20 protein-coding genes are annotated in these 20479 nt (G+C 36.4%); 8 read left to right on the top strand and 12 right to left on the bottom strand.

Annotated features, from left to right (window positions below; all coding sequences use genetic code 11):
• Positions 1-9 precede the first annotated feature (9 nt).
• Genes ABR854_RS01120 through ABR854_RS01130 form a run of 3 tightly spaced genes read left to right on the top strand, consistent with a single transcriptional unit; the run spans position 10 to position 5131 of the window.
• On the top strand, positions 10-2013 hold the full coding sequence (locus tag ABR854_RS01120) for an NPCBM/NEW2 domain-containing protein (RefSeq protein ID WP_350263502.1): 2004 nt from the start codon (positions 10-12) through the stop codon (positions 2011-2013).
• Positions 2014-2032: 19 nt separating this feature from the next.
• Positions 2033-3598: a DUF8769 domain-containing protein gene (locus ABR854_RS01125; RefSeq protein WP_350263503.1), complete on the top strand. Its 1566-nt coding sequence runs from the start codon at positions 2033-2035 to the stop codon at positions 3596-3598.
• A gap of 21 nt (positions 3599-3619) precedes the next feature.
• Positions 3620-5131 carry a sulfatase family protein gene (locus ABR854_RS01130; protein WP_350263504.1) on the top strand — a complete coding sequence of 504 codons (1512 nt, stop codon included), beginning with the start codon at positions 3620-3622 and terminating at the stop codon, positions 5129-5131.
• Here the strand turns inward: ABR854_RS01130 and ABR854_RS01135 are convergent.
• Complete coding sequence (locus ABR854_RS01135; RefSeq protein WP_350263505.1) at positions 5077-5355, bottom strand: hypothetical protein; 279 nt, start codon at positions 5353-5355, stop codon at positions 5077-5079. The genes ABR854_RS01130 and ABR854_RS01135 overlap by 55 nt on opposite strands.
• 420 nt (positions 5356-5775) lie before the next feature.
• Here ABR854_RS01135 and ABR854_RS01140 point away from each other — a divergent pair, with 420 nt between their 5' ends.
• Complete coding sequence (locus ABR854_RS01140; RefSeq protein ID WP_350263506.1) at positions 5776-6426, top strand: Dna2/Cas4 domain-containing protein; 651 nt, start codon at positions 5776-5778, stop codon at positions 6424-6426.
• A gap of 56 nt (positions 6427-6482) precedes the next feature.
• Here the strand turns inward: ABR854_RS01140 and ABR854_RS01145 are convergent, their stop codons facing one another.
• The 4 genes from ABR854_RS01145 to ABR854_RS01160 all read right to left on the bottom strand — a co-directional run bounded on the left by ABR854_RS01145 (position 6483) and on the right by ABR854_RS01160 (position 10550).
• Positions 6483-8000: a lytic transglycosylase domain-containing protein gene (locus ABR854_RS01145; RefSeq protein WP_350263507.1), complete on the bottom strand. Its 1518-nt coding sequence runs from the start codon at positions 7998-8000 to the stop codon at positions 6483-6485.
• Positions 8001-8160: 160 nt separating this feature from the next.
• Positions 8161-9579 (bottom strand): Asp-tRNA(Asn)/Glu-tRNA(Gln) amidotransferase subunit GatA, encoded by a 1419-nt coding sequence (gene gatA / locus ABR854_RS01150; protein ID WP_350263508.1) that lies wholly within the window; start codon positions 9577-9579, stop codon positions 8161-8163.
• 134 nt (positions 9580-9713) lie between these two features.
• Complete coding sequence (locus ABR854_RS01155; RefSeq protein ID WP_064197905.1) at positions 9714-9890, bottom strand: Sec-independent protein translocase subunit TatA/TatB; 177 nt, start codon at positions 9888-9890, stop codon at positions 9714-9716.
• A gap of 231 nt (positions 9891-10121) precedes the next feature.
• Entirely contained in the window at positions 10122-10550 is a 429-nt protein-coding gene (locus ABR854_RS01160) for a YkvA family protein (RefSeq protein ID WP_350263509.1), read from the bottom strand.
• Between the two features lie 375 nt (positions 10551-10925).
• Between ABR854_RS01160 and ABR854_RS01165 the strand changes: the two genes are divergently transcribed.
• Both ABR854_RS01165 and ABR854_RS01170 read left to right on the top strand, forming a co-directional pair.
• Positions 10926-11864, top strand: coding sequence for a malate dehydrogenase (locus tag ABR854_RS01165; protein ID WP_350263510.1), 939 nt, complete (start codon positions 10926-10928; stop codon positions 11862-11864).
• Positions 11865-12025: 161 nt separating this feature from the next.
• Entirely contained in the window at positions 12026-13732 is a 1707-nt protein-coding gene (locus ABR854_RS01170) for a PHP domain-containing protein (RefSeq protein WP_350263714.1), read from the top strand.
• Positions 13733-13824: 92 nt separating this feature from the next.
• Here the strand turns inward: ABR854_RS01170 and ABR854_RS01175 are convergent, their stop codons facing one another.
• The 4 genes from ABR854_RS01175 to ABR854_RS01190 form a co-directional block, all read right to left on the bottom strand.
• The gene (locus tag ABR854_RS01175; RefSeq protein ID WP_350263511.1) at positions 13825-14430 is read right to left on the bottom strand and encodes a TerD family protein; all 606 of its coding nucleotides are present in this window, start codon (positions 14428-14430) and stop codon (positions 13825-13827) included.
• A gap of 10 nt (positions 14431-14440) precedes the next feature.
• Complete coding sequence (locus ABR854_RS01180; RefSeq protein ID WP_350263512.1) at positions 14441-14998, bottom strand: TerD family protein; 558 nt, start codon at positions 14996-14998, stop codon at positions 14441-14443.
• A 6-nt stretch (positions 14999-15004) separates the two neighbouring features.
• Positions 15005-15802 (bottom strand): PspA/IM30 family protein, encoded by a 798-nt coding sequence (locus ABR854_RS01185; protein ID WP_350263513.1) that lies wholly within the window; start codon positions 15800-15802, stop codon positions 15005-15007.
• 202 nt (positions 15803-16004) lie between these two features.
• Positions 16005-16532, bottom strand: coding sequence for a peroxiredoxin family protein (locus ABR854_RS01190; RefSeq protein WP_350263514.1), 528 nt, complete (start codon positions 16530-16532; stop codon positions 16005-16007).
• 140 nt (positions 16533-16672) lie between these two features.
• Here ABR854_RS01190 and ABR854_RS01195 point away from each other — a divergent pair, with 140 nt between their 5' ends.
• The gene (locus ABR854_RS01195) at positions 16673-16891 is read left to right on the top strand and encodes a DUF8507 family protein (protein WP_350263515.1); all 219 of its coding nucleotides are present in this window, start codon (positions 16673-16675) and stop codon (positions 16889-16891) included.
• On the top strand, positions 16891-17298 hold the full coding sequence (locus tag ABR854_RS01200) for a putative toxin-antitoxin system toxin component, PIN family (RefSeq protein ID WP_350263516.1): 408 nt from the start codon (positions 16891-16893) through the stop codon (positions 17296-17298). The genes ABR854_RS01195 and ABR854_RS01200 overlap by 1 nt, the downstream gene beginning before the upstream one ends.
• Before the next feature lie 6 nt (positions 17299-17304).
• On the opposite strand, the gene ABR854_RS01205 is transcribed toward ABR854_RS01200, so the two are convergent.
• From ABR854_RS01205 to ABR854_RS01215, 3 genes are read right to left on the bottom strand one after another with little or no spacing between them, the layout of a single operon-like run.
• Entirely contained in the window at positions 17305-18696 is a 1392-nt protein-coding gene (locus tag ABR854_RS01205; RefSeq protein ID WP_350263517.1) for a TlpA family protein disulfide reductase, read from the bottom strand.
• An 11-nt stretch (positions 18697-18707) separates the two neighbouring features.
• Positions 18708-19805 (bottom strand): hypothetical protein, encoded by a 1098-nt coding sequence (locus ABR854_RS01210; RefSeq protein ID WP_350263518.1) that lies wholly within the window; start codon positions 19803-19805, stop codon positions 18708-18710.
• Entirely contained in the window at positions 19802-20431 is a 630-nt protein-coding gene (locus tag ABR854_RS01215) for an ABC transporter ATP-binding protein (protein WP_350263519.1), read from the bottom strand. Before ABR854_RS01215 ends, ABR854_RS01210 begins: the two co-directional genes overlap by 4 nt.
• Positions 20432-20479 lie beyond the last annotated feature (48 nt).

Raw genomic sequence — 20479 nt, forward strand, 5'->3', positions numbered from 1 at the left:
TTGCTCAAAATGAACAAAATATATCCATTATTTCTACTATATTTTTGCTTAAACATCAGCAGTTTTGCACAAAAAAACAAGCAAATTTGGCTGGATGATTTAGGGATAAAATCATTTTCAGAAGGTATCCCTGCGGTTTTACCAAAAACTAATGCAGGCGGAGACTCGATTCGGATGAACGGAAAATATTTCAAACACGGTGTTGGCGTAAGTTCAACGAGTGTTTTATCATTTTTCTTAGATGGTCACGCCACTGAATTTTCGGCCATTGTTGGAGTCGACGACAAAGGCGTAAAAGATTTACCACTCAAATTTTATGTCATTGGCGATAGAAAGATATTATTTGAAAGTGGAGAAATGAAACTCGGCGACGAACCAATACCCGTAAAAGTTAATTTGGAGGGCATTAAACGCTTAGGGCTTTTGGTAATAATCGAAGAAAAAGGGTTTAATCGGTCATATTCTAATTGGGCAAATGCTCAGTTTGTAATGAAAGATGATTTTATTCCTCAAACTATGCCAAATTCCGATGAAAAATACATTTTAACACCTAAACCCGATAAAAAACCTAAGATTAATTCACCAAAACTTTTCGGAGCAAGACCCAACAATCCTTTTCTTTATACAATTGCCGCTACTGGTCAACGACCGATGAGTTTTTCAGCAAAAAATCTACCTAAAGGCCTATCAGTTGACACCAAAACTGGCATTGTTGCTGGAAAAGTCGTTCAAAAAGGTACTTACTTAGCAACGCTGAAAGCAAAAAATGAACTTGGAGAAACCACGAAAATCTTAAAAATTATCATTGGCGATACCATTGCTCTCACGCCACCAATCGGCTGGAATGGTTGGAATTCTTGGGCAAGAAATATTGACCAAGAAAAAGTAATCGCCTCGGCCGATGCAATGGTAAAAATGGGCTTGAACCAACATGGGTGGACATATATTAATATTGACGATGCTTGGCAGGGACAACGTGGTGGACAATTTAATGCCATTCAGCCTAACGAAAAGTTTCCAAAATTTACTGAAATGATTGATTATGTGCATAGTTTGGGCTTAAAAATAGGAGTCTATTCTACGCCAATGATTACGAGCTATGCAGGCTATATTGGTGGTTCGTCAGATTTTGAAAATGGAAAAATTACCGATTCTATCAAAAATAATAAACGTGCATTTCGCTATGTGGGCAAATATACATTTGAAGAAAACGATGCTAAACAAATGGCAGCTTGGGGCATTGATTATCTGAAATATGATTGGCGGATTGAAGTTCCTTCGGCTGAGCGAATGTCGATAGCCTTGAAAAATGCTGGACGAGACATTGTGTATAGTATTTCTAATTCTGCTCCTTTTAATAATGCCAAAGATTGGGCAAAATTAACCAATACATTTCGCACAGGCCCTGATATTCGAGATTCTTGGTTGAGTCTTTATGTATCTGCTTTTACACTTGACAAATGGAGTCCTTATGGCGGGCATGGGCATTGGCTTGACCCCGATATGATGATTTTAGGAAATGTTACCACAGGTACAAGTTTGCATCCAACTCGACTTACACCCGACGAACAATATAGCCACGTAAGCTTATTTAGCTTATTATCAGCACCTTTACTCATTGGATGCCCGATTGAGCAATTAGATGATTTTACCCTCAATTTATTGACAAACGATGAAATAATCGAAATTAATCAAGACCCACTCGGAAAATCAGCAAGGCTTTTATCGGAAGAAGATGGTGTTCAGATTTGGGCAAAACCATTAGAAGATGGCTCGTATGCCGTTGGATTATTTAATGTAGCTGATTTTGGAAAAACTCCTGAAACCTACTTTCGCTGGGGTGATGAAAAATCGAAAACTTTTACCTTCGATTTCAGTAAAATTAACTTGAAAGGAAAATATCAATTGAGAGATGTTTGGCAACAAAAAGATCTTGGTTCTTTTAACAATTCATTTAAAACAGACATTCGTCATCATGGTGTTTTGATGCTGCGGATGTACCCAAAAAAATAATTTTAAAATTTTGATAGTCATGACAAAAAAGGCAAAATTTTACTTAATAATTTGTGTTTATTTTGGCTTTTTAGGGGCTTTAAAAGCGAAATGTTCTTTTCTAAAAGATAGTATATACTACCAAACATACACCTATAAAACTTTATCCCCTTACCAAAAGCACCTTTTTGAAGAGTTTTTGGCTGATGAAATTCCTGCAGGTGTTAAAGTTGAATCCGTATTGACCGATAATACAAGTTTACGAAGTAAAACCCGTTTGGCCGAGGCACTTTTGTTTAGAAATGCCGCTGGAGATAAAGAAAATGCGGTAATTATCTTGGAATGGATTCTGAAAAACCAGTACCAAGATGCAAATACCAAGATTTATGGTATTTGGAAAACGAACATTGCCAATGATAAATTTGACCAAAATTGGCGAGAATTTATTGGCTGTGATTTGATTATCATTCGTAATAAATTCAAACATCTATTGCCCAAAAAAATTATAGCAGACATCGAAACGGGTATTATTCATGCTGCAAAGGGGGCTTTTAAAAGAAATGTTGCTCCTGATTACACTAATATTTCCATAATGAGTGCTTTTCTGATGGAATACGTCGGAACAGAATTTGGATTAGATGAAGTAAGAAATGCAGGCTTAAAAAAAGCCAAAGATATTTACAAACTTTATCAAACCAATAAAACATTCAGCGAATATAATTCACCAACTTATTACGGTGTGACCATCATCGGTCTTGCCTTATGGAGAGAATTGGCTTTTTCAAAAGAAATTCAAGAAATGGGTAAAGCCCTTGAAAAAGAATTTTGGCATGAAACTGCTACGTTCTATAATCCTCACCTAAAAAACATGCCAGGGCCATATTTTCGGGCTTATGGCATGGACATGACGAAGTATTTTGCCATCACAGGTACTTGGATTGCCCTTGCTCTCGATGATGAAAGGCTTGCTCCTTTGCCACCTCAAAAAGGTCCAAAGTATGGCGAAATGAGTAATCTTGCTCCAATTTTTAATTTAGGATTATCCATTCCTCAATCAGATTTGATTAAACTGAAAGCGTTTACTAAACCTCAATTTATTACTCGCAGCGTTCCGAATAATTATAAAGGTGATAGCATCAAAAAAGTGACCGCCATGATAGAAAAAGATTGGATGATGGGTGGTTTATGGGGGAATTTACGAGTTTGGGAGCAAATAAAAACAGGTACGATTCATTGGAAAACCGCAGATGGAGAAATTGCATGGTTGATGATTTTAGGTGATGGTAAAACCAACGTAAAAGTAAACCAAACCCAAATGAGTATCTATTCTTCTACCTCAAAACCAACAAGTTTTGAAATCTATATTTATGCAAAAAGTGCTGATATTAAGATGTTTGAAGATAATATTTGGGTTTTACCACAGATGAATCTGGCGATTGAAACTCAGTTAAAAAGAGTCCAAATTGAAAAAAATACTTCGGAAGAATTTCACAATGATTATGCCGTTTCAGACCAAATATCTCACTTATTTAAGGTGGTGTACGAAATTCCAAATAATTGGGATATTCAGAAAACGCTCATCGAAATTACTCCTAAAAAATATTGACCGTAAACTATCATAAATAAAATGAACAAAAAATATATCCTGTGTGTAATACTTGCTTTGCTTTTAGGTACAAAAGCTTTTGCACAAAAACCAAATATTGTCTATATCCTTGCCGATGATTTAGGCATTGGAGATGTATCAAGTTATAATCCGGCAGGAAAGATTCAAACACCTAATATTGACCAGTTAGCTAAAACAGGCGTGCGTTTTACTGATGCTCACACAACATCATCGGTTTGTACACCTACAAGATATAGTATAATGACAGGGCGTTATAATTGGCGAACGCCTCTTAAAAAAGGAGTTTTACATGGGTATGATACCCCTTTAATTGAGGCAAATAGAGAAACAATTGCTTCATTTTTACAAAAACAAGGATACACTACTGGCATAGTTGGCAAATGGCATTTAGGCTGGAATTGGGGAAATATTGAAGCTGGCGAAAAGAAAGTGGATTTTACATCAAAAGTGCAGAACGGACCTAATGCAAAGGGTTTTGGTTATTCATTTTGTATTCCTGCCTCTCTTGACATGCCACCTTATGCTTACGTTGAGAATGGATTCTGCACTACGATACCAAAAGATACCTGTATTGGTCGTACAGGTATTCAACTTTTCAGAGCGGGTATTTCTGCTCCCGATTTTTTACCAGAAGAAGTACTGGGAAAATTTACAGAAAAAGCCATCACATTTATCGAAAATAGCTCGAAAAAATCCCAACCATTTTTTCTTTATTTGCCCTTGGCTGCTCCTCATACACCTGTTTTGCCAATTGGCAAATTTGTTGGCAAAAGTAATGTTTCGCCGTATGGAGACTTTGTACTGATGGTCGATGATGTACTAAAACAAGTGGTCGAAACCCTCAAAAAAAATGGTGTCTATGAAAATACATTGATAGTATTTGCCTCAGACAATGGTTTTGCAAATTCTGCCGATTTGAAAGCTCAACTTACTAAAGGCCATAATCCTTCGATGACATATCGTGGCCTGAAAACTGATATTTTTGAAGGTGGACATAGAGTTCCATTTATTGTCTCTTGGGGAGGTAGATTTAACAAAGGTAAGGTTAGCCCACAGCTGGTAAGTACAACAGATTTTTTTAGAACAATTGCTGAACTCACCGCTACTCAATTAGATGATAACGTAGCCGAAGATAGTTATAGTTTTTTAAGTGAAATTACAGGCAGAAATACGACTTATGCTAAACGAGAGGCGGTGGTTCATCATTCGTCAAACGGTTTTTTTGCGATAAGAAAAGATAATTGGAAGTTAATTATGTGTTCACATTCAGGCGGAAATGGCCAGCCAAAAGAAACAAGCGAGGAAGCAAAAACATTACCAGCCATACAATTATACAATTTGCTAACTGATAGTGCAGAAACCCAAAATGTGTATGATAAACACCCAGAAATTGTAAAAGAACTCACGATTTTACTCACAAAATATATAAAAGATGGCAGAAGTACAAAAGGAGAAATTCAAACAAATGAGGGACCAAAGCATTGGCCACAATTAACCTGGTTGACCGAATGACGACTAACTATATTCGGAATTTTCTTGTCGAGTAGGAGCGGGCGGAGGGTATTAGCACGGGCATTCATTTGCTTGAGAGCCGAAGCGTCCCAAAGTTGTGGCTCGTTGGGAAGAGCGGTACTAATTTTTGCTTGAATATTAGAGTAAGATGCCACCGATTTTATAAAAATTCGATAGGTAATCTTATCGGCATCTAACCTAACTCGATAGCTAATTTGCCCCATAACAGAATGGCTAATTACATCATTAGCATCAAAAACCTTGTAGATGTTTTCCCTTTAATGTCAATACACATATATGATTTTTTTATGTTTTTTAGGCAACTATTCTGTAAGTATATGTTGGGTAAAAGTGTTTTTAAAAACATTTTATCCTTGATTTCTGGACAAAAACATATTTCTTACCTACCCTAAATACAAATCCTTATCATTCTGTATCATACATATACATAAACTTATTTAGCGGATATAATTGCTTTTCTGCAAAATGAACGAGGTTAAAGAAGTGGCCTTTTTTAATAATGCCAAGAAAGAGTGGAGGCTTACTATCAGTAATAGTATTTTTATTCAGAAAAGTTAAACATTCTTTATTTAATTTACACTCATAAATTTTTTAATATACTTTTGCGAACTAAGTAAGGAATTATGCCAAATTATCTTTTTTCAAAGACAGCTTATATCAAAGGAGTGCAATGCCTGAAACAATTGTATCTCTATAAATATCACTATAAACTCCAAGACCCACTAAGCCCCGAAACTTTGGCAAAGTTTAAAAGTGGACATGATTTTGAGGATGCCTATCGGGCTGCCAATTTTCCGTTTGCGGTTGATATTGAGAAAATCGCTAAAAATAGAAATGACTATGCAAGCCTGACTCAAAAGGCACTACAAAAACAAGTGGCTGATATTTTTGAGGCAACTTTTGTGCATCAAGAAGTTTTAGTAATGAACGATGTGTTGACTCGAAGCAGTGGAAAATGGGAGATTCAAGAAATTAAGAATAGTATCGAACTAAAATCAGCTCATATTCAAGATATAGCTTTGCAATATTTTGTAACAAAGGGAGTTTTAGGACAAGAACTTGATGCAAAATTGATTTTAAATAGTGGTGAAAATGGCTATAAAATAATTGATGTAACACCCGAAGTAAAAGCATTACAAGGTAATATTAGGGCCAATATTGAACGATTTAAAAATATTTTGGAACAAAATTCTGTTCCAAAAATTGCAATTGGTGAACACTGTGAAGATCCCTATAAATGTAGCTTTTGGGGATATTGTCATAAAACTACCTAAAACCAAAAAGCGGTACCAAGATTACTCCAGATACCGCTTTTTACATTTTTATTCAACTAAACGATTTTTAATTTTTGTCCTTTCTTTACTGAATTAGAGCGTAAACCGTTTATTTTCTTTATTTTTTCTACCGAAATGCCTCCATATCTTTGTGAAATGCTCCAAAGTGTATCTCCTCTCTGAACGACGTGGTATTTAGGTTTTGTTTTTTCAATCGTTTTCTTAGATTTTCTTTCTTCCTTAATGGTGCGTTCAACTTCAACTACCTCTTCAACATCATCTAAAATAACTAATTTTTGCCCAACCATGATTTTTGATGATTTCAAGTGATTCCACACTTTCAAATCATACATATCAACATCGTATTTTTCTGCAATTCGATTCAAAACATCACCTCTTTTAACTGTGTATGTTTTCTTTTTTACCTTACGAATTTTCTTGATTTCATCCTCAACCTTTTCTGGTTTTTCAGTTTCTTCAACTATATTCTCATCATTCGATGCTCTTGCAGAGCCACCTCCAATAATAACCACCCCATTCTCAATCACATCTTTATTAGAGGCTAACATAACTGGCATACCGTTTTGACGTTGAGCCGAGTCTAAAATCATCTGGCGATTTGCTTCAAAATAAGCATAACTTTCGGTTGGAATTTTCAACTCAAAACCTCTTGAATGTGCGGGTAATACTCCTTTCAGAATTGAAGGATTATGTTTTTGAATATCATCAATGCTAATACCACTTACGTTTGAGAAAGTTTCAAGGTCTAAGTAACCATCAATAACTACTTTTTCTACCGTTACAGGCTCCATGATTTCTTCAGGAAAGATACCGTATTCACCAGCGTGGTGCATCATATACATTATGGCTGTAAATTGAGGTACATACGCACGGGTATCTTTGTGTAAATAAGGGTGCAACTGCCAATAGTTAGTGATATTTCCTGCACGACGAATCGCACGGCGTAAGTTTCCTGGGCCAGTATTGTAAGAAGCTAATACTAACTCCCAATCACCAAAAATATTATATAACTGGCGGAAATACTTACAAGCAGCCTCGGTCGATTTTTCGATGTCCATGCGTTCATCAACATATTCATCCACACGAAGACCAAAATCTTTACCCGTAGGTTTCATAAACTGCCAAAGACCAACGGCCTTGGCGTGCGAAATTGCTTTTGGATTCAAGCCTGACTCAAGCATCGAAAGATACTTTAACTCGTCAGGCATATTATATTTTGCTAAATATTTCTCAAAAATCGGAAAGTAAAAATTCTTTTTTTCGAGCATTTTTTTAGTAAAGCTCGGTTTTTTATAGATGAAATAATCTACAAAACTATGCACGATTGAGTTATATTGTAAGGGAATCGAACGTTGGAGATTTTGAAATCCTTCTCTTACTCGATTGACGTCAGCCGTTGGAATAAAGGCTTCGACAGTAGGGAGTTCTTCAACGAGCGAGTCTTCGGCCGAGACAGTGATTGCCTCTTCAGGAATAACAGACTGTGCATTTGTTATGAATGATGCACAACCCAAAAAACTCGATAGGACAAGAATTTTTTTAGATATTTTCATTATTATAATGTATTAGCGAAGGTACTTTACGCTTGATTTATGGTGTTAGGAAAGCAAACCATTGTCAAAAATAATTCATAACTACTTTTTTGTCAAGTAAATTAGATTTTATTTTTGTATTTTCAAATATTTCTGAAAGTATAGTTTATTTGAAAATATTTTACTGCTCCAATGATTTTGCAAATGCGAGCATTTCTGCTTCATCAAAATTCTTGCCAAGAATTTGAATGCCTATGGGTAAACCTTCTGAATTTTCACCATTGGGAATCGAAATACACGGATTTCCTATCACATTTGCTTGAACTGTAAAGATGTCCATCAAAAACATTTGTAATTGATCGTCTGATTTCTCTCCAATCTTGATGGCTGGTGTTGGTGTTGTTGGTGAAATCAGAAAATCATATCTTGATAAGATCTCATCAGTCGATTCTTTTATTAAACGACGAACCCTCTGTGCTTTCGTATAATAAGCATCATAATAATCTGCACTAAGCACGAAAGTACCCAGAATAATACGACGACGTACTTCAGATCCGAACCCTTCAGCACGAGATTTTTTGTAGAGTTGATCTAAGTTTTTCACACCTGAGGCACGATGTCCGTAACGAACACCATCAAATCTCGAAAGGTTTGAACTTGCTTCGGCAGTTGTCAGGATATAATAAGTTGGTAATAAATATTTCATTAAAGGGTAGTCAACCGCCTCAACGATGTGTCCTTGAGCTTTTAACTGCTCAATTTTTTCGGCTGTATTCCTTCTTACATCTTCATCTAAACCTTCACTTTCGAGGGCTTCACGTATGTAGGCAAGGCGATACTGCTTTTTCGGAGAAAGATTTTCTGTGTAAGCTGGAACTATCAAATGAGAAACTGTGCTATCGTGTTCGTCAGCACCTGCAATAATTTCGAGTAGGAGGGCGGCATCTTCAACCGTTTTGGTAATTGGCCCGATACAATCAAAAGATGAGGCGTATGCAATCAGGCCCCAACGAGAAACTCTTGAATATGTTGGTTTTAAGCCAACTACACCACAAAATGCCGCAGGCTGACGCACCGAACCGCCAGTGTCAGAACCCAGCGAAGCCAAACACATATCGGCTTGTACAGCTACTGCTGATGCTCCCGACGAACCACCAGGAACACGAGTTGGGTCGGCAAAATTTAGGGTTGGTCCAAAAGCAGAGTTTTCATTGGATGAACCCATTGCAAACTCATCGCAGTTTTGGCGACCAATAATGATGGCATCTTCGGCCAAGATTCGCTCAACGGCAGTAGCCGTAAATTGCGATTGAAAGCCATTTAAGATTTTACTCGATGCTTGCAAACCATGATTTTCGTAAGCCAAAACATCTTTCAAGCCAATGACCATACCCGCCAATCGTCCAGCTGTTCCGTTTTTGATTTTCTGGTCAACTGTTTCTGCTTGTCTTAGAGCTTCGTCGGCATATACTTCCAGAAAAACATTGAGGTTTTTATGCGTTTCGATTTGTTCTAAATAATGTTTTACCAACGAAACACAGTTGGTTTCACCGCTGGAAATGGCTTGTTGTACTGCTTTAAATGAATTATATTTGGTCATTTCTGAATCATAATAATGTAAAAACAAAAAAACAACAGCACTCAATTTAAAACCGAGTGGCTGTTGTTAAGGTGTTGCCAAATTATCGTTGCCTGAGCGATGCCGAAGGCAAAGGTAATTTAGCAAAAAAATCCTTATTTTTCTTCTGAAGTTGCTTTTTCGATGTTTTCTTTCACTTCACGTGAAGCATCTTTAAATTCACGGATACCTTTTCCTAATCCACGAGCAAGCTCAGGAAGTTTCTTTGCACCGAAAAAGAAAAGAATAACAACCAAAATCAAAATCATTTCTGTACTACCGAGACCGAACATAATATTATTTATTTAAAGTGTTTTTTTAGTCTATAAACCACTGACGACTGTCCGCAGTATTTTTTTATTCTATTACAAATGTAAAAGTAAATTAGAAATTAAAAAATTAATTTTGTCTTAAACTTTTCAAATGTTTAGTCAGATGTTTTACATTAAAATAGTGTGTTTTAGTACTAAAAGCTTTATTATCAACTAAATTTTCGTTTATGTCGATTGAAAAGTTTGGGTTGTCTATTTCTTATTTTGCCATTGGTCAAACTTTACAAGTTCATCGTCAATGCTTTTGAAGATAAATACCAATAATGCTACGTCATCGCTCAAACCAATAAATGGCAAAAAGTCAGGTATAATATCAATCGGTGAGATAAAATAGACAAAAGCCGCAATGATTTTTACTAAATTCCCGAGTTCGATTTGACGATATTCACCTAAGGCATAAGCCTTGATGAGTGTTCCCATGATGGTAATTTTTTCTCTTATAACATCAAAAATCCCTCCTACGCCCATTTCTTTAGTTTTCGTAAGGGCAGCTTGCAATAATTGTAATAGACTTTTTGCATTTTTTGCAATTCGGGGAGCTTTCCCCAATGCACTTTTATAAATGGCAGATTCGATTATTTTTGACAGCAAACTTTGTGTTGAACTCGTTTTGGCACTCATTTTCGTAGGTTAATGTGCTTTGTGAAAATATTTTGGGTCATTATTTTCTCGAAGGTTTTAAGCAAAAAATGAGTAGATTATTGCTTCGAGATTCTTAAACTTAACATAGAAACGTAAAAACTTATAAAAATTATCCACGAAATATAAAAAATGCAAAAAAAACATTCAAATACATTGTTTTGTATTAGTTTTGTCCAATAAATTTGTTGTCAATTTATAATAAAACCATTTTGCTGATTTTTATACTAAAACTGCCTTCTGGTCTGTTATAAGTTTATCTAAATATTTCTTCAACTTTCATGTCTAATCTATAACCCCAAGACATGAATTAATTTATAAAAAGTTCCTCTCCTGGGGTAGGGGGCTTAAAAAACTATGAAAGTAACAGTAGTAGGTGCAGGTGCGGTTGGTGCAACCACTGCCGACAACATTGCTCGTAAGCAAATCGTAGATGAAGTTGTATTGCTCGATATTAAGCAAGGTGTTGCTGAAGGAAAAGCAATGGACTTGATGCAAACGGCTTCATTAGAAGGCTTTGATACAACTATCATCGGTTCGACAAATGATTATACAAAAACTGCAAAATCTGATGTAGTTGTTATTACGTCAGGTTTACCACGTAAGCCCGGTATGACTCGTGAAGAGTTAATTGGTATTAATGCAGGTATCGTAAGAGATGTAGTTACAAAAATCTTAACTCACTCACCAAAAGCTATTTTGTTGATTGTTTCTAACCCAATGGATACTATGACTTACTTGGCATATCAAGTAGCTCAAGAAATGGGTGTAAACAAAAAACGTATCATCGGTATGGGTGGTTCTTTAGACTCATCTCGTTTCCGTTATTTCTTGTCGCAAGCAACTGGTTTTGCTCAAAGCGACATTCACGGACAAGTAATCGGTGGACACGGCGATACTACAATGATTCCGTTGACTCGTTTGGCTACTGTAAACAGTATTCCTGTAAGCCGTTTCTTATCAAAAGAAGTTCTTGAGAAAGTTGCTGCTGATACAATGGTTGGTGGTGCTACGCTCACAGGTTTGTTGGGTACATCGGCTTGGTATGCTCCAGGTATCGCATCTTGTGCGGTTGTAGAAGCTATCGTTCGTGACGAGAAAAAAGTAATTCCTTCAAGCGTTTATTTGAATGGCGAATACGGCCAAAAAGATATTTGTATGGGAGTACCAGTAGTGATTGGTCGTAACGGTTGGGAGAAAATCATCAACATTCGTTTGAACCAAGAAGAGCAAGCCGCTTTTGCAAAATCGGCTGATGCTGTTAGAAATATGAATAATGTACTTGCTACATTGTAATATTCGATTTATTATTTTATGAAAACTCGTGGAGGCTTAGCTTCCACGAGTTTTTTATTTACAGTGATATTTCGTCAAAAAGAACGATGGATTTTTGTAAACTTGAATTTTATTTGACCCAAATTTGCTGTAATTTGCACAAAAATTAAGAAAAAACTATGATGTCTAACTCCGATATTGTTGATACTATCGAACTCACCGCAAAACTACTCGAACTCCACAATGAAGACGAGTTTAGAATAAAGACATATACCAATGCCGCCTATAATCTGGATAAATATGTAGGCGAATTATCACAACTTGATTTTTCGCAACTGACACAGATTCAAGGAGTAGGCAAAATGATGGCGGGTAAAATCCTGGAGATGGTTAGTACAGGTCAGCTCAAAGATTTACAGGAATTATTGGCCAAAACTCCTGAAGGTGTTATCGAAATGTTTAAGATTAAAGGGCTGGGAGCGAAGAAAATCAAAGTTTTGTGGAATGAATTGGGCATTGATAACCTCAACGAATTGCAGATTGCATGTGAAAACGGAAGTATATCGAAAGTAAAAGGTTTTGGAGGAAAAACACAAGAATCTATTCTTGAATCGTTGAAGTTTATTCAAAGCCAAGCAGGAAAATTACGAATGGATAAGGCCGCAATTTTGGCTGAAATTATATTGGAAGAACTCAAGAAAAGCTTCACGAAAGTTGAAGTTTCGGGGCAAATTCGCCGAAAATCAGAAACAGTTGACACTCTAACTTTCTTAGCTGCTTACACTGATCCGCTACCAGATTTTACAGCCGAAGGTTTTATAAAAGATGAGAAAACTTCTTCTCCATTTGTATGGCGTGGGAAGTTTTTGGAGAATAAAATTAGCATCGAGATTCGTTATATCGCTGAAAATGAATTACTTAATAAACAATTTGTTTATACCGCCAACGAAAATCATTTGAAGTACCGCAATGAAAATGGAGTTTCTCTGCTGAGTATTGGTTTGTCAACTTCTTTGGGCGAAGTCCAAACGCAAGAAGCTGCCGAAACTGCCATTTATGAAAAATTCGGAGTGCCTTATATCATTCCAGAAATGCGTGAGGGCGTAAACGAATTTGAGTGGATAAAGAAAAACAAGAACGAAGATTTAGTGACGTGGGATAGCCTAAAAGGGATTCTGCATAATCACTCAACGTATTCTGATGGCCAACATTCGCTCGAACAAATGGCCACATATTGCAAGGAATTAGGTTTTGAATATTTGGGTATTGCTGACCACTCACAATCGGCTACGTATGCCAGTGGCTTGTTGATTACGAAAGTGCAGCAACAACATGCCGAGATTGAACAATTAAACAAAAAGTTATCGGTTGACCGCCCATTCAAGATTTTAAAAGGCATTGAGTCTGATATTTTGGGCGATGGTTCACTTGACTATCCAGATGAGGTTTTGGCAAGTTTTGATTATATCGTAGCATCGGTTCACTCAAATCTTACCATGAATCAAGCACGTGCAACCGAGCGTTTGGTGCGTGCCATCGAAAACCCTTATACGACAATCTTGGGACATCCAACTGGACGTTTATTACTTTCTCGCCAAGGTTACCCAATTGATTATAAGGAAGTTATTGATTGTTGTGCTGCTAATGGAGTAGTAATAGAAATCAATGCCAGTCCATACCGACTTGACCTCGATTGGCGTTGGATTGAATATGCCCTCGACCGAAACGTGATGCTAAGTATCAACCCCGATGCACACGAAATGCAAGGCTACCACGATATGCACTATGGTGTAGCGGCAGCTCGCAAAGGTGGCTTAACCAAAAATATGACCTTCAATGCTCTTAGTTTAGTAGAAATGGAGGAATATTTAGGGAGAAGGAAAAAATAGTTTTTGGTGCGAATCGTATGACGATCGCATCCTGTTCGCCCGAAAATGGGTAGAGACGTAGCACTGCTACGTCTCTACTACAATACGAAACCTTACACATAACTGTGCTTTATCAATCTGATGGTTTCGGCAATATCTTTAGCCGAAACAGGCTCTCCCAAAGCCGTAAATTCCCAGCGTGAGCCTAAACGTTTGAGTTTCGCCATCAGCATCGAAACATAGCCTCGATAAGAATCATCCGTCGATAAATTGAAGGAAGCAAAAACTTGTTGTGGGTTGTGATGCTTGCCTTCAATGATTCTGATTTTTGCGTATGGAATTGTAGCAAAATCTTGCTGTTTGTATGAATTCAGATAAAAATAGATACTATCTACATCATTTGAAATTCGTTCGAGATTAATACTAATCACTTCGTTATCTATATTATCGGCTGAAGTATCGCCAATTCGGTCATCACCACTGTGCCTAATTGTACCATCTTTTGATTTTAGATTTCCGTAATAAACCGTTTCGATTTCAGTCATAAATTTATCGAATAGCGTCACGCTTCCATCTAAATCAACGGCTTCTTGAGTATTCAGTAAACCAAAGAAACTTTTTTGTTTGATACTTCCCCAGTCGAGGCCAACGGTTATTTCTTTTAGCTCGATTCCGTTTTTTTCGAGCGATATTCTTGCGTTTTTTGTCAGATTTATCATTGTGTGAATATTAAGCGTATATATCAACCAAACCTTGTAGTTCAGCAATCGAGCCTTGTGAGTTGGCCGTAAAATGCCATTCGTTACCCGACCTTCTGATTTGTGCAAAGACTACGGCGTTATCAAAAGCATGTGAAATATCTAAATCATATTTGGTGATTTCCTTTTTAGAATCAACATCAACGATGCGAATGTAAGCGTCTTTGAGTAAACCAAAATTATGTCCACGGTTGACGGCATCATGAATCGAAACACAAATAGCCAGCTCCTGAGCGTTTGGTGAAATAGTTTCGAGGTTTGCCAAAATGATTTCATCGTCATCTTCGGCTGCACCAGTGCGATTATCGCCCGTGTGCTGAATGGCTCCATCGGGAGATTTTAGATTATTATAAAACACAAAATAATCATCGGCAATCAGTTTTTGATTGCCACCCAAAATGAAAACCGAAGCGTCGAGGTCGATATTCATGTTTGTTTTTTCCCAACCTAACCCAATCATTACTTTGTTGAGTTTGGTCATTTCTTTGCTGAGGTTAATTGAACCTCCCTTTTTTAAGTTAATAGACATAGCTTTTTACTGTTTGAAAAATTCGTTTAATAATTTATTTAAGTCTGGTTTTTGCTCAATTTGCGGTGTTTTCGACTGCATTTCTTTAAATTTTATTTCGATAGTCTCTAAATCAAGTGGTTTTTCGGTCATTGATTTTTGCTCCAGATGTGCCTTTAATTGCTCAAAATCTGACTGAACATTCAGTTCTGTTTCGATTTCTCTGAATTCCTGATTCAGATTGTTTTTGGCCGAACTCATGGCCGAAATGCTCTCAGCTTCGGCTGCCATTTGATTGATTTTATCTTCGTATTTTTCGAGATTCGCCAATGCACTTGCATTAAGTCCACCGAGCGATTCCGCAATTTGTTTTTGTGTTTTGGCGGTTTCGGCTCGTGCGGCATAAATCTTTTGTTTGGTGGTTGTTTCTTCGAGTTTTAGCTTAAACTCATCCAATTGAGCATTGAGTTGCTCTACCATTTTTTGTGAGTTTTCGGCCAAAAGTCGGTATTCAATTTCCTTTTTTTCGGCAAGTGTTTTTTGAGTTAAAGCCTTTTTTGCCAAATCTTCATTGCCGTTTTGCATTGCTAAAGCTGCTCGTTGATACCACGAAATTGCTTCGAGCTTAAATTGTTCGTGGTCTTTTTGCAGCTTTTTCTGATTGGCCATCGCTACTGCTACTGCCTTCGATAATTTAACGATTGAGGCTTCTAACTCAGTTATTGCCAATTGCATCATCTGCACAGGGTCTTCGATAGTATCGAGTGCCGAGTGGGCCTGTGCTTTGCTAATATTTAAGATTCTTTTGAGGATAGATGTCCACATAATTTGCTGCGTTTTGTTGCATCAAATGTATGGGAGTTTTGAATGACCGACCAAGAGAGAAATTGATGATTGGACAAAAATAAGGATAACCCAAGTAAACGATAGTGAGGAACTTTTTTTAGATTTTATGAAGAATAGACTTGTAGAAACATCGGCGGAAAATATTGGTAGATAAAACAAAGTAGAGTTTCATACAAAAACTCTACTTCTTCAATAATTGCAACATTTCATATTCAATATCATCGGCTGATTGCGGAGAACCACCGAGTTTTATGTGCCTGATGATACCATTTTGGTCGATAATGAGGTTTGTTGGGAAACCCAAAGCCCCATAAGTCCCTTGTGTGACTTCTCCTGCATCGGCCATGTGAAAGAAATTAAGAGGCATTTTCTTTAAATATTCTTGTAATTGCTCTTTAGAATCGAGAGCCAACGAGAGTAGTACAATTTGGTCGGCTTTTCGCTGTTTTTCGAGTCTATTTTTAAGGTTTTGTAAACCAGGGTATTCGATTCTACAACCTGAGCAGTTAATAAACCAGCAATTCATCAAAACTACTTTTCCTTTGAGGTCAGATAAGAAAAACTCTTTCCCATTAATATCTTTATACTTAAAATCAGGTGCAGGTTTACCAATCCATTTTACTTTATATGCTTCGTAAGGGTTTTCTTCTTGGGCGATGGTTTGGAATGATAGTAGGTTAAATAGTATAATGATGATTTGTTTCTGCATCTTTTAATTAATTTTTTGCTGAAAAATTAAGCGAATATATGTAAATGAAAATATCAATAAGAGATAAAATGCCTTTATTCCTTTATTTTATACAGAAAATAATAAATTTACATATATTTGAGTCATAAAACCAGAATATTATGAGTGTTGCTGCCCAAAGTTTAAATGATGTTCAGTTGAATTTGTTGAAGTTGTTTAGTAGAAAGATGTCAGAAACTGAACAGGCTGAAATCAATGAAATACTTTTGAAGTATTACGATAATTTGCTTCAAAAAGAAGTGCAACGTGCCATTAATCAGAAAGGATACACAAATGAAGATTTTGAAAATGTGTTGAATAATAGTCAACGTACAAAATAATGCGGGTAGTTATTGATACAAATTGCTTGATTGCTTCTATTCCTGCTAATGGTGACTATTTTTGGCTTTACTTGGCGTTCAGAAATAAGGAATTTACTTGGGTTGTAAGTACCGAAATTTTACAAGAGTACGAAGAAAAACTAAGCGAATTTTATAGCCCAGAAACTGCTGATGTAGTCCTAAAAGTTTTACTTACCTCGCCAAATACTGAATTAGCCGTTCCATATTTTCGTTTAGGGTTAATTATTAATGACCCAGACGATAATAAATTTTCTGACCTTGCTATTTCTACCAATGCCCATTATTTAGTTTCAAATGATAAACATTTTGATATTTTCAAGAAAATAGAATTCCCACCATTAAATGTGGTAAAGTTGAATGAATTTAAGCAGATTCTTAATAGGTAATACCATTTATTTTCTCTGTAAAACCTCCTCAATTTGTCTGATTAATTCTTGTCCTTCGTCGTTGCTGGGGTCACTGACTTGTGAGACTGCGAAATTTCCTTTTTTATCAATCAAATAGTAGGCGGGAATGCCCGTAACGCCGTAGTTTTTAGTAATCGTACTGTTTTCATCGGCTCTGAGATTAATTCCTTTCACATCATACATTTTTATCGCTTCACGCCATTCTGCATCATTATCAAGTGAAATCTGAATAAAGACTACTTCATCTTGAAACTTTGCTTTCACGGTTTCCATAAATTTCATGTCATAAATACACGGCCCGCACCAACTTGCCCAAAAATCAAGATAGACAGTCTTTCCAAGAAAATCTTTGAGCGAAACTTCTTTACCATCAATATCTTTGAGCTTGAACGGTTTGGCGGGTGAGCCTTTAGCAAGCGTTTTAGAGAAACTTACTTTTTTAGATAGGTAATTTTTATAGTCTCGACTCGTGGCAGTTGCCAGAAAATCATCGACCATTGACTGTATTTTTGGTGTAATATTTTCGGCCTCAATCATATTTTTGAGCTTGAAGGCAGTTACTCGTTCGATGAGTTGAAACGAAAAATAAGCACGAGAATAGGAAGATTTTATGAGGTTAATTTCTTCGAGTTCAGTCAAATCTTTACGTTTTCTGACGGCCGATTTTGCTACAAACAAGTCCATGAGATTCTGAAACATATTGCCATATTCGAGCGAATGTGCTTGCACAGAGTCGGGTAGTTCTTCGATTTTTAATGAACTTTTTACTTTTTCTTCTGTCCAAGAGCCGTACTTACTTCCCGACAAAAAATTGACTTTGTAGTTTTGTATTGTACCAATAATATCGGCCTTACGAGATTGGATGAAGTTGTCAGAAAGAAAAGGTGTTTTCTCCAAAAACTCTATTTGTGCTTGTTGTTCATTGTCCAGAAAATCAAAATATTGTTCTTGTGGAGCTTTGCTGAGGGCATCAGCTTCTTTTTCAAAATCTCGTTTTTCTTCAAACTTTTCTCGTTGTTTTACATAATAATTTAATTTATCTGACCCCATTCCTGTAAATTTCAGTGACGGCCAAAAGTTTTTTGGTGTAAATTTCATCGAAATATCATCTTCTGGCTCGATAATCCAATAATGAAAACCTTGGTCGGCATAATAAAAATCAATGTAGGCAACGTGGTTGAGGCTCGTGCTAAAACTAAATTGATTTTTGTCATTAAGCTTGATTTCATATTCTTCTTCGTCGCCCACCCAATCTCTATAAAGTGTAATGAGTACTTTTCTTTCGGTCGGATTTTGTACTTCGCCTGAGAGTTTGAATACACCTTGAGCTGAACAAAAATTTGATAAAAGAGCAAGCAGAAGTAAGAAGCGAATCATAGCTATTTAATTTATGAAGACTGGCTTTCGTAATAGTTTTTGTGGAAAACGAAAATAGCCAGCGAAAAATTGACTAATGCCATCAAAATTACTGGAATTTTAAACATAATCAATAGCAAGAAAAGAATTCCTGCAAAAAACAACCGCTGTAAGTAGGCATCGTTTGATAAATTATTGATATACTGTGTATGGTGATTAAGAAATATCATCGAAAGAATAAAAATAGTGAGTTGCAGAGCAAAGAAATAACTTACACCTTCGGGTAGGTTACGGAGTAAAACTATCAATTCAGGAATGAGCAGCAAAGAGTAGGTGAGTAAGTAACCTAAAATTCGCCGATGTAAGTTTATAGGAAGATTACGGCTAAAGGATAAAAATTGATTTTCATAATAGAAAAACTGCTGACAAAAAACGGTGTGACCAGCCGCTGCAAAAAGTCCGCCGAGAGCCAAAAGGCGTTCGTCATAAGCATCGGTAGGATAGAGGCTGCAAACACCAATAAGCATAAAGCAAGAAAAAAGTTTACTCAATAATAATAATACGGGCTGTTTGGCAAATAAATATCTGATAAAAAAAAGATAAGGTGGCGTCTTGAATCGACTGAGCAGGTTTTGAATAGGTTTTGGCGAACTTCGCACAACATTTGGGTGCTTGATGCGATATTCATAAACGATGATTCCTACTATAACTAACAGGATATTGAAACCAATAATAGCCGATGTTTCTAAAAATTTACTTTGTTCGATACCAATTTTTATCATCCAAAGTGAATAGAGTACGGTGAGTTGAAGCAAAGAAAGTTGCATTAAACCCAGTGCTAAATGGCGTTTTAGTGGCGAAAATAGACGAATATGATATAGAAACTCATTATTTTTCGATTCAAACATTCGAAGTGAGAATAATATTACTTTTAGAGCGTGCAATGCCCAAGCAATAAATATAAAACCTAAAAGTGAAGGTAGAGTTAATGCACTTTTAATGATGGTTTTATGCTCTTCAGCCCGCATGAAGCCAAAAGAAAACATCATTACGGCAAATATGAATACTGCATTTTGACGATAATATTCTTTCGTAATAGTCAGACTGAGTATGCGAGAGATTGTTTTCATAATTGCGTAATGGTTTGATTTTGAACCAAATACATATTTTTAATGGCCAATTTCTCGAATCGGAAGTCTTGATGTGAAGAAAGTAGAAAACTCACACCTTGTTTTTCGGCATATGCTTTTACAAGCTCATAGACAATTTGCACCGAGCGGTCGTCAATCGTAATGAGTGGTTCGTCGAGCATGATTAAGCTGGGTTTCCCGAGAAATGCACTCAATAATGATACTTTTTTGAGCATTCCACTTGAATAAGTGCCGATAGCCGATTTCCAATAGACATCTACACCCAGAGTTTCAGCTAAATTTTTTAATTGTGAGGTTTCGGCTTTTTTAGCTTCGGCAATGAAACTTAATAAATCATAAGCCGATAAATAATCAGGATAGAGTGGGTCGGCTTCACTCATGTTTACTTGCATTCGGTAGGGAACTGTGTCTTTTCTGATGTCGAGATTATTCCAAGAAATATTACCATCAAAAGGAATAATTCCTGCTACTGAACGAAAGAAAGTTGATTTGCCCGAACCATTGATTCCCTTGAACCAATGAATTCCTTCGGGAATTTCTAAATTATCAACCGCTACGATTGTGTGGTTATTATAGCTTTTTGAAAAGTTTTTGACTTTTAGCATTTGAACGATTTACGATTTTTTCAACGACGATTTACGATTTTTTTTGCA

This window comes from Emticicia sp. W12TSBA100-4 (genome assembly GCF_040253585.1).
Taxonomy (GTDB): Bacteria; Bacteroidota; Bacteroidia; order Cytophagales; family Spirosomataceae; genus Emticicia.

Excerpts from the sequence above, each read along its gene's own strand:
- ABR854_RS01205 (WP_350263517.1), bottom strand. The coding sequence starts at position 18,696 with ATGATTCGCTTCTTACTTCTGCTTGCTCTTTTATCAAATTTTTGTTCA.
- ABR854_RS01135 (WP_350263505.1), bottom strand. The coding sequence starts at position 5,355 with ATGGGGCAAATTAGCTATCGAGTTAGGTTAGATGCCGATAAGATTACC.
- ABR854_RS01215 (WP_350263519.1), bottom strand. The coding sequence starts at position 20,431 with ATGCTAAAAGTCAAAAACTTTTCAAAAAGCTATAATAACCACACAATC.
- ABR854_RS01180 (WP_350263512.1), bottom strand. The coding sequence starts at position 14,998 with ATGTCTATTAACTTAAAAAAGGGAGGTTCAATTAACCTCAGCAAAGAA.
- gatA (WP_350263508.1), bottom strand. The coding sequence starts at position 9,579 with ATGACCAAATATAATTCATTTAAAGCAGTACAACAAGCCATTTCCAGC.
- ABR854_RS01175 (WP_350263511.1), bottom strand. The coding sequence starts at position 14,430 with ATGATAAATCTGACAAAAAACGCAAGAATATCGCTCGAAAAAAACGGA.
- ABR854_RS01165 (WP_350263510.1), top strand. The coding sequence starts at position 10,926 with ATGAAAGTAACAGTAGTAGGTGCAGGTGCGGTTGGTGCAACCACTGCC.
- ABR854_RS01195 (WP_350263515.1), top strand. The coding sequence starts at position 16,673 with ATGAGTGTTGCTGCCCAAAGTTTAAATGATGTTCAGTTGAATTTGTTG.
- ABR854_RS01170 (WP_350263714.1), top strand. The coding sequence starts at position 12,026 with ATGTCTAACTCCGATATTGTTGATACTATCGAACTCACCGCAAAACTA.
- ABR854_RS01190 (WP_350263514.1), bottom strand. The coding sequence starts at position 16,532 with ATGCAGAAACAAATCATCATTATACTATTTAACCTACTATCATTCCAA.
- ABR854_RS01120 (WP_350263502.1), top strand. The coding sequence starts at position 10 with ATGAACAAAATATATCCATTATTTCTACTATATTTTTGCTTAAACATC.
- ABR854_RS01145 (WP_350263507.1), bottom strand. The coding sequence starts at position 8,000 with ATGAAAATATCTAAAAAAATTCTTGTCCTATCGAGTTTTTTGGGTTGT.
- ABR854_RS01140 (WP_350263506.1), top strand. The coding sequence starts at position 5,776 with ATGCCAAATTATCTTTTTTCAAAGACAGCTTATATCAAAGGAGTGCAA.
- ABR854_RS01185 (WP_350263513.1), bottom strand. The coding sequence starts at position 15,802 with ATGTGGACATCTATCCTCAAAAGAATCTTAAATATTAGCAAAGCACAG.
- ABR854_RS01210 (WP_350263518.1), bottom strand. The coding sequence starts at position 19,805 with ATGAAAACAATCTCTCGCATACTCAGTCTGACTATTACGAAAGAATAT.
- ABR854_RS01130 (WP_350263504.1), top strand. The coding sequence starts at position 3,620 with ATGAACAAAAAATATATCCTGTGTGTAATACTTGCTTTGCTTTTAGGT.
- ABR854_RS01155 (WP_064197905.1), bottom strand. The coding sequence starts at position 9,890 with ATGTTCGGTCTCGGTAGTACAGAAATGATTTTGATTTTGGTTGTTATT.
- ABR854_RS01200 (WP_350263516.1), top strand. The coding sequence starts at position 16,891 with ATGCGGGTAGTTATTGATACAAATTGCTTGATTGCTTCTATTCCTGCT.
- ABR854_RS01125 (WP_350263503.1), top strand. The coding sequence starts at position 2,033 with ATGACAAAAAAGGCAAAATTTTACTTAATAATTTGTGTTTATTTTGGC.
- ABR854_RS01160 (WP_350263509.1), bottom strand. The coding sequence starts at position 10,550 with ATGAGTGCCAAAACGAGTTCAACACAAAGTTTGCTGTCAAAAATAATC.